This is a genomic window from Haematobacter genomosp. 1 (genome assembly GCF_002196855.1).
GTDB lineage: Bacteria > Pseudomonadota > Alphaproteobacteria > Rhodobacterales > Rhodobacteraceae > Haematobacter.
The window spans coordinates 106,537-121,871 of sequence record NZ_NIPW01000028.1; the positions used below are offsets into that span (position 1 = coordinate 106,537).

Sequence of the window (15,335 nt, forward strand, 5' to 3'; positions counted from 1 at the left end):
GATCAGGTGTTGGCGACCGGCTCGGTCTTGGACAGCACCTGCGCGACCATGGAGCGCAGAACGCGCACCCGCACGCCCTCGGAGATCTCGACTTCAAGCTCGCCGTCGTCCTTGACGCGGGTCACCTTGCCGATGATGCCGCCGTTGGTCAGGATCTGGTCGCCGCGCTTCACCGCCTCGATCATCGCCTTGTGCTCTTTCTGCCGCTTCTGCTGCGGACGGATGAGCAGGAAATACATGATCGCGAAGATCAGGATCAGCGGAACGAAGCTGGTCAGAGCCGAAGCTGCGCCGCCGGAACCGGCAGCCTGCGCGAAGGCGGGAGTTGCGAACATGGGGTCCTCCTGATGTCTGGCCCTTTGGGTCACTCCGGAGATCCCCCCGGAAGGCTGGCGCGCACCCTATAGTCGGGGTTTCTGGAGCGCAAGGCGGCGGGACAGCGCGAATCCGTGTTCGTTTCAACCTCTGGCCAACCTCTGGCCAGCCTTCCGGGCCGTGCCTTGCCCGGCACACCGCCCGCAGCCGTTCAGCGGAATCCGGCGCGGAAAAGCCTTTCCCCCTTCGGCTCTGTCGGGCATACGGGGCCCGGACGATCCAACTCCGGTGACATCATGCACGACATCCGCACCATCCGCGACAATCCCGCCGCTTTCGACGCCGCACTTTCCCGGCGCGGGCTGTCTCCGATGTCGTCCGACATCCTCGCCCTCGACGAGGGGCGCCGCACCCGCATCCGTGTGGCGGAGGAGGCGCAGGCCGCCCAGAACGCCGCTTCCAAACAGGTCGGCGCCGCCAAGGCCCGCGGGGATGAGGCGGAGTTCGAGCGGCTCCGCGCCCTTGTCGCCGCCAAGAAGACCGAAGTCGCCGACATGCAGGCCGCCGCCGCCGCGGATGATCTGCGTCTCCGCGACCTGCTGCTCACCATCCCGAACCTGCCGCTCGCCGACGTGCCGGAGGGCCGGGACGAGAGCGACAACGTGGAAATCCGCCGCTGGGGGGAGCCGCGCCAGTTCAACTTCGCCCCGAAGGAGCACTACCAGCTTCCGGCCGTGCAAGGCGGGATGGATTTCGAGACCGCCGCCAAACTGTCGGGCGCACGCTTTGTCGTGTTGTCCGGCGCCGTGGCGCGGCTGCAGCGGGCACTGGCACAGTTTATGCTCGACACGCATGTGACGGAGAACGGGCTGACTGAAACCTGGACGCCGGTCCTCGTGCGTGAGGAGATGATGTTCGGCACCGGCCAGCTCCCGAAATTCGGCGAGGACAGCTACCAGACCCGCGAGGGCTGGTGGCTCGTGCCGACGGCAGAGGTCACGCTGACCAACATCGTCAACGATACGATCAGCGCGCAGACAGACCTCCCCCGCCGCTTCGTCGCCCATACCCAGTGTTTCCGCTCCGAGGCCGGCAGCGCCGGGCGGGATACGGCCGGGATGCTCCGCCAGCATCAGTTCGAGAAGGTGGAGATGGTCTCCATCACCACGCCGGACGCCAGCCTTGCCGAACATGGCCGCATGACGCGCTGTGCGGAAGGCATCCTCGAGAAGCTCGGCCTGCCCTACCGTACCGTGGTGCTCTGCACCGGCGACATGGGGTTCGGCGCGACGAAGACCCACGATCTCGAAGTCTGGCTGCCGGGGCAGGATACCTATCGGGAGATCTCCTCCGTCTCCGTCTGCGGGGATTTTCAGGCGCGTCGCATGAATGCCCGCTACCGGCCGGAGGGCGGCGGCAAGCCGGAATTCGTCCATACGCTGAACGGCTCCGGGCTGGCCGTGGGCCGGACTCTCATTGCGGTTCTGGAAAATGGCCAGCAGGAAGACGGCTCCGTCGAGCTTCCCGCGGCACTCCATCCCTATCTCGGCGGGCGGACCCGGATTACGGCGGAGGGTGCGCTCGTCTGAGCGCGCCCTACAGCAGGTGGAACGGCCGCGTCTGGATGGGCGGAATGACCACCCAAACCATTGAGACGACCACACGACCGGCACGATATGCAGCGTCCGCTCCCAGACCGGCATCTCCGGCAGCAGGGACAGCGACAGACAGATCAGGCCCGTCACAAGCGGGTACGTCGCCAGGCGGGAACGATGGCGGCATAGCGGGGCGCTCTTTCTCCGGCAACAGAACGCGGCGAACTGGCCGCGGGAATGACAGTCGCCGCCGAAACGCGCAGGGCGGCAACCGCTTGGCCTCTTCCTCTCACCGATGAGATGCCGCGCACAAAGGTTGAGACGGCGGCGCTCGTGGCCAATCTCATTCCTCCGCTGCTGAACGAGCCCGCCATCGACATGCAGCAATAACGCCGCTTGACGTTCCCGGCCTGTGCAGGCCCGGGAACCTCCCGCCTATGGGACCCGGCTTATCGGAGCACCGCCGCCGCGCAGAGCCGGAGGCGGCGCGTAGCTCGGGAAACGCCGCCGCGTCAGCGGCGTCCGCCGGATCAGGGGCGAAGGGTGCCGTTGCCCTCGACCAGATACTTGAAGCTCGTCAGCTGCTCCGCGCCCACAGGGCCGCGCGCATGCATCTTGCCCGTGGCGATGCCGATCTCGCCCCCCATGCCGAACTCACCGCCATCCGCGAACTGGGTGGATGCGTTGCGCATCAGGATCGCACTGTCGAGCCGCGTCGCGAACCGCTCCCATGCCGCATCATTCGCCGTGACGATCGCATCGGTGTGCTGAGAGCCGTAACGGCGGATATGCGCGATCGCGCCATCCACACCGTCCACCAGCTTTGCCGCGATCACCATGTCGAGAAACTCCTTGCCGAAGTCCTCGGCGGTGGCCCTCACCGTTCCGGGGATGTCGGCCAGCTCACCTTCTGCCCGGACTTCGACCCCGGCCTTCACCAGATCCTCGATCATCGGTGCGCCGTGGCGCGCATGAAACTGCCGGTCGATCAGCAGGCATTCCGCCGCGCCGCAGATGCCCGTCCGGCGGGTCTTGGCGTTGAGCACGATCCCGCGGGCCATCTTCACATCCGCCTCCGCGTCCACATAGACGTGGCAGATGCCCTCCAGATGCGCAAAGACCGGCACCCGTGCCTCCCGCTGCACAAGGCCGACGAGGCCCTTCCCGCCACGGGGAACGATCACGTCTATCCATTCGATCGCATGGAGCATTTCCGTCACCACCGCGCGATCGCGGGTCGGCACAAGCTGGATCGCCGCTTCCGGCAGGCCTGCCTGGCGCAGCCCCTCCACCATGCAGGCATGGATCGCGCGGGAGGAGTTCAGGCTCTCCGACCCGCCCCGCAGGATCACCGCATTGCCCGCCTTCAGACACAGCGCGCCTGCGTCGGCGGTGACGTTGGGGCGGCTTTCGTAGATCACGCCCACGACGCCCAGCGGCGTCCGCACCCTGCGGATATGCAGCCCGGAGGGGCGATCCCATTCGGAGATCACCTCCCCCACGGGATCCTTCTGCTCGGCCACGGCGCGAAGCCCGTCGGCAATGCCGCCGATCCGCGCCTCGTCCAGCGTCAGCCGGTCGATCATGGCGGGGCTGAGGTCGCGAGACCCCGCTTCGCGCAAATCCTCCGCATTGGCGCGCAGTATCCCCTCACGCTTCCGCCAGACCGCTTCTGCGGCGGCGAGCAGAGCTGCCCGCTTGCTCTCCGCTGGCGCGAAGGCAAGCTCCGCAGCCGCCGAACGAGCAGCCCGTCCGAGGTCTGTCATGAGGTTCTTCGCGGAAGTGGTCGCAATATCCATGGCTCTGGCCCTCTGCTGAGGCTTTGGAGATAGGCGAGTCCCGGGGGTTTTGCCACCCGGATCCCGCTGGAAAACCCGCGCGCTGCCGTCAGCAGGCCAGCGCGCCCCCGAGGACCGTCACAGCGTCACAGCACCATGTCGTCCCGGTGGATCAGCGCCGCGCGGCCAGCATAGCCGAGGATACCCTCGATCTCATCGCTGTGGCGCCCGCAGATCGCCCGCGCCTCATCCGCCGTGTATCGTGTCAGGCCGAGGCCCAGCCGGTCCCCCTCCGGTCCGTGGATCGCCACCGGCTCTCCCCTCCCGAAGCGGCCGGAAACGGCAGTGACACCGGCGGGGAGCAGCGATTTTCCCGCCGACAGCGCCCGCGCGGCCCCTGCGTCGATCGCGAAGCTGCCCCGCGGCTTCATCGCCCCGATCCAGCGCTTCCGTGCGGCCTGCGGGTCACGTTCCCCGACGAACCACGTCGCATTCGCGCCCTCCAGCAATGCGGTAAGCGGCCGGTTCACCGAACCTTCCATGATGGCCATGGCGCAGCCGCCCGCGACGGCGGTTTTCGCGGCCATGATCTTCGTCTTCATCCCGCCTTTCGACAGGCCGGAGATCGGATCGCCCGCCATCGCCTCGATTTCCGGCGTGATGCGCGGCACCACATCGAACCGCCGGGCTGTCGGGTCCTCCTTGGGGTTGGCGGTATAGAAGCCATCCACGTCGGACAGCAGGACAAGCATGTCCGCGCCCACCGTCACCGCGATCTGGGCGGCGAGGCGGTCGTTGTCGCCATAGCGGATTTCATCCGTCGCAACCGTGTCGTTCTCGTTCACGATCGGCACGACGCCCAGAGAGAGGAGCGTCTCCATCGTCGCGCGGGAATTGAGGTAACGCCGGCGATCCTCCGTATCCTCCAGCGTCACCAGAACCTGCGCCGTGGTGATCCCATGCGGCGAGAGCGCCTCCTCATAGGCGCGCGCCAGCCGGATCTGCCCGACGGCGGCAGAGGCCTGGCTCTGCTCCAGCGACAGAACGCCCGGCGGAAGGTCCAGCACCCGCCGTCCCAGGGCGATGGAACCGGAGGAGACGAGGATCATCTGCGTCCCCCGTCCCTTGGCCTCCGCCACATCGGCAGCGAGCCCCTCCAGCCAGTCGGATCGCAGCTGCCCCGATACGGCATCCACCAACAGAGCCGAGCCGATCTTGATGACCAGTCGCCGCGCCGCGCGGATATCCGGGCGTTCAGCGGTATCCGCGACGGTGGAGGTCAGGGCTGCCATGCGCCGGGCTCCGCGATCTCCTCGCCCTCCGGCGTCTCGCCGCGTGCTGCGGCGACCTTGGCCCAGAGGATGCGCAGCACGTCCTGCACCCCCTCGCCGGACACACCGGAGATGACGTGCACCGGCCCGCCCGACGCCTTCTCCAGCGCGCGGCGGCGGGAGGAGCGGGTCTTCGCATCCAGCGCGTCGGCCTTGTTCAGCGCGAGGATGCGGGGCTTGTCGGCGAGGATTTCCGAATAGGCCTCAAGCTCCGCAATGATGGTGCGGTAGTCCTTCGTGATGGTGGAGGACGTGCCGTCCACAAGGTGAAGCAGCACCGCACAACGCTCCACATGGCCGAGGAACTGGTCGCCCAGTCCCCTGCCCTCGCTCGCCCCCTCGATCAGGCCGGGGATGTCGGCCATCACGAATTCCTTGCCATCGACCCCGACGACGCCAAGGTTCGGATGCAGCGTGGTGAAGGGATAGTCCGCAATCTTGGGCCGCGCATTCGACACAGCCGACAGGAAGGTGGACTTGCCCGCGTTCGGCAACCCGACCAGCCCGGCATCGGCGATCAGCTTCAGGCGGAGCCAGATCGTCCGCTCTATTCCCGGCTGCCCGGGATTGGCGCGGCGCGGGGCCTGATTGGTCGAGCTCTTGAAATGCAGGTTGCCGAAGCCGCCGTTGCCGCCACGGCCCAGCAGCACCTTCTGACCGATCTCCACCAGATCGGCGATGACGGTTTCCTCGTCCTCCTCCAGCACCTCCGTGCCGACGGGGACGCGCAGCACGATGTCGTCACCGTCCTTGCCCGTCCGCTGGCGGCCCATGCCGGGCTGACCCGAGGTCGCAAAGAAATGCTGCTGGTAGCGGAAGTCGATGAGCGTGTTCAGCCCGTCAACCGCCTCCACCCAGACATCGCCGCCGCGGCCGCCATCCCCGCCGTCCGGCCCGCCGAACTCCACGAACTTCTCCCGCCGGAAGCTGACGCAACCGGAGCCACCGCCGCCGGAACGGATATATACCTTGGCGAGATCGAGGAATTTCATGCTGGCGCGCCTTGTCTGCGGAATGGTCTTGAATAGGCGAAGGGCCGGCAAGTCTCAAGCCGGCCCTTCGGAAGCTGCGCTGACGCGCGTATCAGGTCATCGGGCGGAGATAGGTCCAGGTGGGCACATTGCTCCCCCGGGCGATGGAATAGGCTTCGGCATCGCCGAGATACCGGAACCCGGCGTTGGTCAGCACACGGGCGGAGATGGGATTGTCCTGAAAGGCCTCGGCAAAAAGCGTGCGCGACTTGTGCGGGTTCGCGCCAAGCAGAGCGGCCATCGCCTCGGATGCGAAACCCGCATTCCAGAACGCGGGCGCCACCCAATAGCCGACTTCCGACTGGTTGTTGTCGATGTGGGTGAGGCTGATCACGCCCAGAAGCTCGGCCAGTCCCTGCTCCGAGCCATCAAGCGCCCAGACATCCTCCACCCGCTTGGGCGATTCAGCGCGCGCGATATAGGCCTCCGTCATGCCGGGCGGCAAGGGATGGGGGATGGCGCGGGTGCCTTCGGCCACGCGCCGGTCGCCGGAGTAGAGCGAAAGAAGCCCCGCGTCGGATTTTCGCAGCGGACGCAGCACGAGCCGCTCCGCCCGAATCACGGGCTGAGGCTCCACCGGCGTAACCGCGCTTCCATCCAGGATCGCATTGACACTCATTCCAACCCTCCAATTCCCTTCCGGGCGTCACCCGGTCAAAAAGATCTGTATCCCGAAGGCTTTGCGGCAAGACACATTCTTGCCATGAGCCCAGCGGAAAATTGTCGCATCCTGCACGCCGGGCTCCCCCTGCCCTTGCAGCGCCGCCGGAAGCGGAAGGGGGGCCGGCTTTTACGCCGACCCCCCGCTTACATCCGAAATGTAAAGGTTCGGCTTATTCGGCGGCCTCCACCGCGGGGCGCACCGAAATGAACGTGCGGCCCTTGAGGCCCTTCTTGAACTCCACGCGGCCTTCGGTCAGCGCAAAGATCGTATGGTCACGGCCCATGCCGACATTGTCGCCCGGCCACCAGGTGGTGCCGCGCTGACGCACGATGATGTTGCCCGGAATGACCGCCTGGCCACCATAGAGCTTCACGCCGAGACGACGGCCCGCGGAGTCGCGGCCGTTGCGGGACGAACCGCCTGCCTTCTTGTGTGCCATCTGCTCTCTCCTTATTCCGCGGCGACGGGCTGTTTGGTGCCCGAGCCGATCGCGGCCTTGACGCCGCTCGCGTCAGCGCCGGAGGCCAGAATGTCCGTCACGCGGACGAGCGTCAGTTGCTGACGGTGCCCACGGGTACGCTGCGAGGAGTGCTTCCGGCGGCGTTTGACGAAGTGGATCACCTTGTCGCCCTTGATCTGGTCGATCACTTCCGCCTGCACGGCAGCACCGGCGACGAAGGGCGCACCGAGGGTCAGGCTGTCGCCACCCACGGCCAGAATATCGTTGAACTGGACTTTCTCACCGGCTTCTGCCGCAAGCTTTTCCACGCGCAGAACGTCACCCGCCTGCACCTTGTACTGCTTGCCACCGGTCTTCAGGACCGCAAACATGGTCTTCCCTTTCTCAACCGCGTCTTTCGGTCCCGATACCCGGCGTTCACGCGGCAATCGCCGCACCTCGGACAGCGCGCCCCCTTCGGGACGACATAGAATTACCCGGAACGGAGAGATTCCCCGCCGGAGGCAGTCCTATAGCGAGCGTCGGACGACAAGTAAAGCCTAGAGATCCTGCCCGGACAGGAAGCGCGCGGCATTTCGGCCAAGATCGTGGGAGAGCCCTTCGAACAGCCCGTCATAGGCTGCGAAAAGCGCGCGGTTGAGCCCCTGCCCCGCCGGAGTGAGGGTGAAGGCCGTGTAGTGCTCCAGTTCCGCATCCGTCAAGGGCTGGTAGGCCATGAGCAGATAGGAATAGAGCCAGTCCTCCGTCTCCTGCCGCACATCGTCTGCCTGAGAGGTGACATCCTTCAGGATGTCCTCCTGGCTCAAGGGAGATCCGAAGGCGCGCCCTTCGTTCAGCCCGGCGTAGAAAGCGATATTCGCGTTCAGCGCCCCTACCACATTGGCCTCCGTGAGATCATTCGCCTCCACGAAGCGGTCGATCAGGGCCACGCGCGGATCTTCCTGTGCGATCATCTCCTCGGCCCGGTCGCGGCTGGCATCCTCCACCGCCTCGTCGAGCTGCGCAACGCGCGCCTCATTCTCGAGCATGACCACCTTCTGGCCAAGAGCGCCGGCGAAGAACATCTGCGCCGCCTGACGATCGGGAGCACCCATCCGCAGGAACGCAGGAGCGAACCCCGCTAGAAAATCCTGCTTGAGCCGCTCGGGCGCGTAGATGGACGCGACAAGTTCCGCCCATCGGTTGCCACCGCGTCCGGGGAACAAGTCCTCCTCGATGGAAGCCCCATAGGCCAGCCCCTCTCGCCGCAGGGTGTCGAGCGTCTCATCGATATGGAGTGCTTCCAGAAGAAGTGTCACCTCCGCCCGGGATGTCGCAATCGGCGCTCCCTCCGCCCGAACAGGCGTCACCGTCTCCGCCGGGAACGCCAGCACGAGAGACAAGACAAGGATGGAAAAGCGATACATCCGGCGCTCCTCGATGGATATGCCGAGATCGACACCGCAAAACTCTATGCGCCCCTCCTCCGATTTCCAAGGCCAAGCGCTTGCCGCACGCGGAAAACCACTTGCAGCCGCTGCATCAACCCTCTAATAGCGCCGCGACGACCCTCAAATGCGGAGAGGTGCCGGAGTGGTCGATCGGGGCGGTCTCGAAAACCGTTGAGCGTGCAAGCGTTCCGTGGGTTCGAATCCCACCCTCTCCGCCACTTATCCCCGACATTATTGAATTATCCCTCAGCAGGTGTCGTTCACCTGTCCTACGGATTCCGGTTGAATGCATTGGGACGCAGCAGGCTTCGGTTCGAACACATTCGGACGGTGGCCTGCGTCATATGGCATTACTGGGTTGCCCATGACGTCGACGCGCAAGCCGACGAATGACCCGCGATTCCCGCAGCGCCGCAAAGGCGCAAAGGCGCAAAGGCGCAAAGGCGCAAAGGCGCAAAGGCGCAAAGGCGCAAAGGCGCAAAGGCGCAAAGGCGCAAAGGCGCAAAGGCAGGCACGATAGCGTCAGTCAGCGCAACATGAATATCAGCTTTTTCATGTGCTTAAGCTGAAGAAAATCGTCGTGGCTTCGCGCGCGAGGCGTTGGCGAGGCAGCATCCTCGCCGTTGTCGCCGCCCGTCCGGCTATCCGGTCATATGTCTCGGCATAGTGGCGCCGCGAGCTTTCCACGGTCTGATCATGGTTCGCGCTGCATCTGCACTGCACAACGCTTTCTCGTAAGGAAAAGGGGGCCACGAGGGCCCCCTTTCCGTAGTAATGGCGCTAGGCCGGGATCACATCATCCCGTCCATGCCGCCCATGCCGCCCATGCCGCCGGCGGGAGCCGCAGCTTCCTTCGGCTTCTCGGCGATCATGGCTTCAGTGGTGATCAGGAGAGAAGCGACGGAGGCCGCGTCTTCCAGAGCGGTCCGCACGACTTTCGCCGGGTCGATGACGCCGAACTTGAACATGTCGCCATATTCTTCGGTCTGCGCGTTGAACCCGAAGGTCTTGTCGTTCGACTCGCGCACCTTGCCTGCGACGACAGAGCCGTCCACGCCCGCGTTCTGGGCGATCTGACGCAGCGGCGCTTCGAGCGCCTTGCGGACGATCACGATGCCGGCGTTCTGGTCGGAGTTCTCCCCTTCCAGCCCTTCGAGCACCTTCGCGGCCTGAACCAGAGCCACGCCGCCACCGACGACGATCCCCTCCTGCACGGCCGCACGGGTCGCGTTCAGGGCGTCATCGACGCGGTCCTTGCGCTCTTTGACTTCGACTTCGGTCATGCCGCCAACGCGGATCACCGCAACGCCGCCAGCCAGTTTGGCCACGCGTTCCTGCAGTTTTTCACGGTCGTAGTCGGAGGTGGTTTCCTCGATCTGGGTGCGGATCTGGGCCACGCGGGCTTCGATCTCGGCCTTGTCGCCAGCGCCGTCCACGATCGTGGTGTTGTCCTTGTTGATCTGGACTTTCTTGGCACGGCCGAGCATGTCGATGCCGACATTCTCCAGCTTCATGCCCAGATCGTCGGAGATCACCTGGCCACCCGTCAGGATCGCGATGTCCTGCAGCATGGCTTTCCGACGGTCACCGAAGCCCGGCGCCTTGACGGCAGCGATCTTCAGGCCACCGCGCAGCTTGTTAACCACGAGGGTCGCAAGCGCTTCGCCTTCCACGTCCTCGGCGATGATGAGGAGCGGTTTCTGCGACTGGATCACGGCTTCGAGCAGCGGGACCATCGGTTGCAGCGAGGAGAGTTTCTTCTCGTGCAGCAGGATGAGCGCGTCGTCGAGTTCGGCGATCATCTTGTCCGGGTTGGTCACAAAGTAGGGCGAGAGGTAGCCGCGGTCGAACTGCATGCCTTCGACGACTTCGGTCTCGGTCTCAAGGCCCTTGTTCTCTTCGACGGTGATGACACCCTCGTTGCCGACCTTCTGCATCGCATCGGCGATCTGCTTGCCGATTTCGGCTTCGCCGTTGGCGGATATCGTGCCGACCTGCGCGACTTCAGCAGAGTCGCTCACCGGGCGGGCAGCGGCCTTGATCGCTTCCACGACTTTCGCGGTGGCGAGGTCGATGCCGCGCTTCAGGTCCATCGGGTTCATGCCGGCAGCGACCGACTTGAGACCTTCCTTGATGATCGCTTGCGCGAGCACGGTGGCGGTGGTGGTGCCGTCGCCGGCCTCATCGTTGGTGCGGGAAGCGACTTCCTTCACCATCTGGGCGCCCATGTTCTCGAACTTGTCTTCCAGTTCGATTTCCTTGGCGACCGACACACCGTCCTTCGTGATGCGCGGAGCACCGAAGGATTTCTCGATGACAACGTTACGGCCTTTCGGGCCCAGCGTCACCTTCACGGCGTCGGCGAGGATGTTGACGCCGCGCAGCATGCGGTTGCGGGCGTCGGATTCGAAACGTACGTCCTTGGCAGCCATATGTAGCTCCTTGGGTTGGTGTTGCGGGGAAGTGAAGCGCCTCAGGCGATGATGCCGAGAATGTCGCTTTCCTTCATGATGAGCAGCTCTTTGCCGTCGATCGTGACTTCGGTGCCCGACCATTTGCCGAACAGCACGCGGTCACCGGCCTTGACGGAAGGAGCGATCAGTTCGCCCGAATCCTTGCGGGCGCCTTCGCCGACCGCCACGATCTCGCCCTCGGCCGGTTTTTCTTTCGCGGTATCGGGGATGATCAGGCCGCCCTTGGTCTTTTCATCGCCTTCGACGCGACGGACCAGAACGCGGTCGTGCAGGGGTTTGAATGCCATCTGAGAACTCCCTTGGGGTTCAGGTTATGCGACGTTAGCACTCCATTCAGGTGAGTGCCAACGACAGCCTAGGTAGGCAAGCGCTCCGCGCCTGTCAACGGTTTTGCCGCGTAAAAAATCGAACCATGGAACGTCGGAAGGGGGCCGACAGTTTTATGTCGGATATATAAAGAATGGAGGTGCAGATGCCTGCCAACGGCATTTGGGAGCAGGAGGAAAGTCTCTGGATCGGGGGACGTCTCGCCTACATGAATCATATGGCGCCCGGCTGTCTCATGGCCTTTCCTGAATCGGGCCTCGTGCAGAACGACGCCATTCTGGAGGCGGTTGACAGCGCGCCGCGTTGGCGCTCCGTCAACATGACCGGACGGCGCCTGACGGAGAGCGATTCCGTCGTGGTGCTGGGCTATGTGGCGAGCGCGGAGCGCGGCGGGTCCAGCTATCGGGCGATCTGCACCTCGGTCTATCGGCGCGACCCTGAAGGCTGGCGTCTTGTTCAGCACCAGCAGACCCCGTTGCACACCGGGATCTGACATTGCGATCTGACACTGCGCGCTCCCACACCGCGGCCAGGCCGTGACAAGGCCGAGCCCAACCCCTATAACGCAGCCGACATTTCTTTCAGGACGGTTGCACCATGATCCAGGTCCTCGGCCACAAGTCGCCCGACACAGATTCCACCGGCTCCCCTATCGTCTGGGCCTGGTATCTGACCGAAGTGAAAGGCACTCCCGCGGTGCCGAAGCTTCTCGGCGAACCCAATACGGAAGCGGCCTTCGTCCTCTCCCACTGGGGGATGGCCAAGCCGGAGATCATCTCGGAGCTGGAGCCGGGCGCAAAGGTTGTCATCGTCGATACGAACAACCCGCTCGAACTGCCCGAGTCGCTGCCCGGTGCCGATGTCATCGCGATCATCGACCACCACCTGCTGACCGGCGGGATCAAGACCAAGACGCCGATCGACGTGACGATCCGTCCCCTCGCCTGCACCGCCACCGTGATGATCGACCTGATGGGCGAGGATGCGGCGAAAATGCCGGACGCGATCAAGGCGATGGCGCTCTCCTGCATCCTGTCGGACACGCTGGAGTTCCGCTCCCCCACCACGACGCCGCACGACAGGCAGGTGGCGGAGAAGCTCGCGGCCGATCTAGGCGTGTCCATCCCCGACTATGCAGCGCAGATGTTCGCGGCGAAGTCGGACGTTTCCGCCTTCTCCGATGCGGAGCTTCTGCGGATGGATTCGAAGGAATACGAGGTCGGCGGCAAGCAGTTCCGCGTGAGCGTGCTGGAGACCACCGCTCCCCAGGTCGTCCTCGATCGCAAGGACAGCCTGATGGCCTCCATGCCGCAGGTCGCGACGGAGGATGGCGCGGATCAGGTGCTGCTCTTCATCGTGGATATCCTGCGCGAGGAAGCGACGCTGCTCGTGCCGAACGATCTGGTGAGGATCGTGGCCGAGAAGAGCTTCGGCGCAGCCGTCGCAGGCGATACTGTCGTCCTGCCCGGCGTGATGAGCCGAAAGAAGCAGATCATCCCGGTACTGAGCCTTTGACCGGACGGCGCGCATGACCCGCATCATCGAGCACATCGCAGAGGTTTCGGACGACTACGACGTCCTGTTCTGCGATCTTTGGGGCTGCGTCCATGACGGGGTGCGCGCCTTTCCCGCCGCGGTCGAGGCGCTGAAGACGTGGCGGGCGGAGGGGCGCCGGGTGATGATCCTGACGAATTCCCCCCGGCCCCGCCCTTCCGTCCGGCGGCAGCTCGGGCGGCTCGGCGTGCCGCCGGAATGCTATGACGATATCACCACCTCCGGCGATGCGGCGCAGACCGCGATGATCGAAGGCGCCGTCGGCCGGAAGGTCTGGCACATCGGGGCGAAGGAGCATTCGAGTTTCTTCACGGAAATGGCCAAGGACACGGCAGCCGAAGCCGCCCTCCTGCCCCCCATCGAACTCGTTCCCGCAGAGGCTGCGGAAGGCATTGTCTGCACCGGCCCCTTCTTCGAGATGACGGAAACGCCCGCCGACTATGTCGAACGGTTCAAGCCGCTGGTGGAGCGTGGGGTGAAACTGCTCTGCGCCAATCCCGATATCGTCGTCGATCAGGGGGAACAGCGCATCTACTGCGCGGGCGCGCTTGCGGAGCTTTATGAGGATATGGGGGGCACGAGCCTCTACTTCGGCAAGCCCCATGCGCCGATCTATGACCTCGCCCGCCGCAGGCTCCATCAGATCGGCATTGCCGCAGGGCGCATTGCCGGTATCGGCGACGGTCCCGCGACGGATGTCAGGGGCGCGCTGGAAAACGGGATCGACGCGATCTTCGTCTCCGGCGGGCTGGCCGCCTGGGAAACCCGGACGGAGGAGCAGCCGGAACCGGAGGCGCTTGCAGCCTATCTCCGGGAAAAGGGGCTGGACCCGCAGTTCACCATCGGGCGCCTCCGTTAAGGCGCTTGCGGCGGCATTTGCGCGGGGATACGGGAAGGCCATGCGGATCATCCGGGATTACAGGACCGTCACTGACAGCGACCGGGGGGCCTCGGTCGCCATCGGCAATTTCGACGGCGTTCACTTGGGCCATCAGTCCGTGATCGACATCGCGCGTGCGGCGGGAGGCCCGCTGGGCGTCATCACTTTCGAGCCGCATCCCCGCGAGTATTTCCAGCCGGATGCCCCGCCCTTCCGGCTGATGAACGCCGAGGCGAAGGAAAACCGGCTCTCGCGGCTCGGCGTGGATATCCTCTATGAACTGCCCTTCGACGCCGCGCTGGCCGCCCTTTCGGCCGAGGATTTCGCGCGGCAGGTTCTGCACGAAGGACTGGGCATCCGTCATGCTGTCGTCGGCGCGGACTTTCACTTCGGCCATGACAGGGGCGGCGATGCGCGGCGGCTGGAGGAGCTGGGCCGGGAGATCGGCTTCGGCGTCACGGTGGCACCGCTCGTTTCGGACGAGGTGGAGGAGATCTCCTCCACCGCGATCCGCCGTGCCCTGACCGAGGGCCGTCCCGGCGATGCCCGCCGGATGCTGGGACACTGGCATCGGATCGAGGGGGAAGTTCTGCACGGCGACGCCCGCGGGCGAGAGCTGGGCTTTCCGACCGCGAACATGTCCATCGCGGCCATCCACCCGCCGCGCTTCGGTGTTTACGCGGTGAAGGTGCGCGTCCTCAGCGGTCCTCATGCGGGGGACTACGGCGGTGCGGCCTCCATCGGAACGCGGCCGATGTTCGGCGAAAACACCCCGAATATCGAGACATTCATCTTCGATTTCTCCGGCAACCTTTATGGCGAGCATCTGTCGGTCGCCCTGATCGAATGGCTGCGCCCGGAGATGAAGTTCGACAGCCTCGACACGCTCATCGCCCGGATGGATGCCGATTGCGCCCGTGCGCGGGACATTCTGGCCACCCTGCGCGCATGATCCTGACGACCGAGAGGCTGATCCTGCGCCCCTGGGAGCCGCGGGACCGCGCGCCCTTCGCCGCCATGAATGCCGATGCAGAGGTCATGCGCCACTTCCCCGCCCCCCTCACCCGGCAGGAAAGCGACGCGTTGATGGACAGGCTCATCGCCCGCGCCGCGGAGAAGGGGTTCTCCTTCACGGCGGTGGAGCGGCGCGAGGACGGGGCCTTTGCGGGAATGGTGGGCCTCAATCCGGTGCTGCAAGGCCCCCTGACCGGCGCGGTGGAGGTGGGCTGGCGCCTGCCGCGCGCCTTCTGGGGTATGGGCCTTGCCTCGGAGGCCGCGCGGGCGTGGCTCGATCACGGCTTCGGGGCAATGAAGCTCGATGAGATCGTCGCCTTCACGGCGACCGGCAACCGCCCCTCCCGCCGGGTGATGGAGCGGATCGGCATGAGTCGCCGTGCCGATCTGGATTTCGATCACCCCGCGCTGCCCGAGGGACATCCGCTGCGTCCGCATGTCGTCTATGCGGCGCGGAGAGCGTGATCGGGCTTTCAACCGCC

General features: G+C 65.3%; 16 protein-coding genes and 1 tRNA gene. 7 read left to right on the forward strand and 10 right to left on the reverse strand.

What is annotated here, in order from left to right:
- Positions 1 to 2 precede the first annotated feature (2 nt).
- Positions 3 to 335, reverse strand: coding sequence for a preprotein translocase subunit YajC (yajC, locus tag CDV49_RS14820; RefSeq protein ID WP_088216191.1), 333 nt, complete (start codon positions 333 to 335; stop codon positions 3 to 5).
- Positions 336 to 611: 276 nt separating this feature from the next.
- Between yajC and serS the strand changes: the two genes are divergently transcribed.
- Positions 612 to 1,904, forward strand: coding sequence for a serine--tRNA ligase (serS, locus tag CDV49_RS14825; RefSeq protein ID WP_088216192.1), 1,293 nt, complete (start codon positions 612 to 614; stop codon positions 1,902 to 1,904).
- 536 nt (positions 1,905 to 2,440) lie between these two features.
- Here serS and CDV49_RS14830 read toward each other — a convergent pair.
- The 7 genes from CDV49_RS14830 to CDV49_RS14860 all read right to left on the reverse strand — a co-directional run bounded on the left by CDV49_RS14830 (position 2,441) and on the right by CDV49_RS14860 (position 8,580).
- Positions 2,441 to 3,676 (reverse strand): glutamate-5-semialdehyde dehydrogenase, encoded by a 1,236-nt coding sequence (locus CDV49_RS14830; protein ID WP_373447806.1) that lies wholly within the window; start codon positions 3,674 to 3,676, stop codon positions 2,441 to 2,443.
- A gap of 158 nt (positions 3,677 to 3,834) precedes the next feature.
- Positions 3,835 to 4,980, reverse strand: coding sequence for a glutamate 5-kinase (gene proB / locus CDV49_RS14835; RefSeq protein ID WP_088216194.1), 1,146 nt, complete (start codon positions 4,978 to 4,980; stop codon positions 3,835 to 3,837).
- Positions 4,968 to 6,011 (reverse strand): GTPase ObgE, encoded by a 1,044-nt coding sequence (gene obgE, locus CDV49_RS14840; protein WP_088216195.1) that lies wholly within the window; start codon positions 6,009 to 6,011, stop codon positions 4,968 to 4,970. Before obgE ends, proB begins: the two co-directional genes overlap by 13 nt.
- 91 nt (positions 6,012 to 6,102) lie before the next feature.
- Positions 6,103 to 6,669: a GNAT family N-acetyltransferase gene (locus tag CDV49_RS14845; RefSeq protein ID WP_088216196.1), complete on the reverse strand. Its 567-nt coding sequence runs from the start codon at positions 6,667 to 6,669 to the stop codon at positions 6,103 to 6,105.
- Positions 6,670 to 6,883: 214 nt separating this feature from the next.
- The gene (rpmA, locus tag CDV49_RS14850) at positions 6,884 to 7,153 is read right to left on the reverse strand and encodes a 50S ribosomal protein L27 (RefSeq protein ID WP_035706550.1); all 270 of its coding nucleotides are present in this window, start codon (positions 7,151 to 7,153) and stop codon (positions 6,884 to 6,886) included.
- 11 nt (positions 7,154 to 7,164) lie between these two features.
- Positions 7,165 to 7,545 (reverse strand): 50S ribosomal protein L21, encoded by a 381-nt coding sequence (rplU, locus tag CDV49_RS14855; RefSeq protein WP_035706553.1) that lies wholly within the window; start codon positions 7,543 to 7,545, stop codon positions 7,165 to 7,167.
- Positions 7,546 to 7,713: 168 nt separating this feature from the next.
- On the reverse strand, positions 7,714 to 8,580 hold the full coding sequence (locus tag CDV49_RS14860) for a hypothetical protein (protein ID WP_088216197.1): 867 nt from the start codon (positions 8,578 to 8,580) through the stop codon (positions 7,714 to 7,716).
- A 152-nt stretch (positions 8,581 to 8,732) separates the two neighbouring features.
- Here CDV49_RS14860 and CDV49_RS14865 point away from each other — a divergent pair.
- Positions 8,733 to 8,822: transfer RNA gene (locus tag CDV49_RS14865), tRNA-Ser, on the forward strand.
- A 573-nt stretch (positions 8,823 to 9,395) separates the two neighbouring features.
- Here CDV49_RS14865 and groL read toward each other — a convergent pair.
- Together groL and groES are read right to left on the reverse strand one after the other, a co-directional pair.
- Positions 9,396 to 11,036 (reverse strand): chaperonin GroEL, encoded by a 1,641-nt coding sequence (gene groL / locus CDV49_RS14870; RefSeq protein ID WP_088216198.1) that lies wholly within the window; start codon positions 11,034 to 11,036, stop codon positions 9,396 to 9,398.
- A 41-nt stretch (positions 11,037 to 11,077) separates the two neighbouring features.
- On the reverse strand, positions 11,078 to 11,365 hold the full coding sequence (groES, locus tag CDV49_RS14875) for a co-chaperone GroES (RefSeq protein WP_035706563.1): 288 nt from the start codon (positions 11,363 to 11,365) through the stop codon (positions 11,078 to 11,080).
- Positions 11,366 to 11,550: 185 nt separating this feature from the next.
- On the opposite strand from groES, the gene CDV49_RS14880 reads away from it, so the two are divergent.
- The 5 genes from CDV49_RS14880 to CDV49_RS14900 all read left to right on the forward strand — a co-directional run bounded on the left by CDV49_RS14880 (position 11,551) and on the right by CDV49_RS14900 (position 15,318).
- Entirely contained in the window at positions 11,551 to 11,898 is a 348-nt protein-coding gene (locus tag CDV49_RS14880; RefSeq protein WP_179209233.1) for a DUF4440 domain-containing protein, read from the forward strand.
- 104 nt (positions 11,899 to 12,002) lie between these two features.
- On the forward strand, positions 12,003 to 12,920 hold the full coding sequence (locus CDV49_RS14885) for a manganese-dependent inorganic pyrophosphatase (protein WP_088216200.1): 918 nt from the start codon (positions 12,003 to 12,005) through the stop codon (positions 12,918 to 12,920).
- Between the two features lie 13 nt (positions 12,921 to 12,933).
- A complete protein-coding gene (locus CDV49_RS14890) occupies positions 12,934 to 13,818 on the forward strand; it encodes a TIGR01459 family HAD-type hydrolase (protein ID WP_088216201.1) in 885 nt (294 codons plus the stop codon).
- A gap of 40 nt (positions 13,819 to 13,858) precedes the next feature.
- Positions 13,859 to 14,791, forward strand: a complete 933-nt coding sequence (locus CDV49_RS14895; protein ID WP_088216202.1) for a bifunctional riboflavin kinase/FAD synthetase — start codon at positions 13,859 to 13,861, stop codon at positions 14,789 to 14,791.
- Positions 14,788 to 15,318: a GNAT family N-acetyltransferase gene (locus CDV49_RS14900; RefSeq protein ID WP_088216203.1), complete on the forward strand. Its 531-nt coding sequence runs from the start codon at positions 14,788 to 14,790 to the stop codon at positions 15,316 to 15,318. Before CDV49_RS14895 ends, CDV49_RS14900 begins: the two co-directional genes overlap by 4 nt.
- The last annotated feature ends 17 nt before the right edge of the window (positions 15,319 to 15,335 follow it).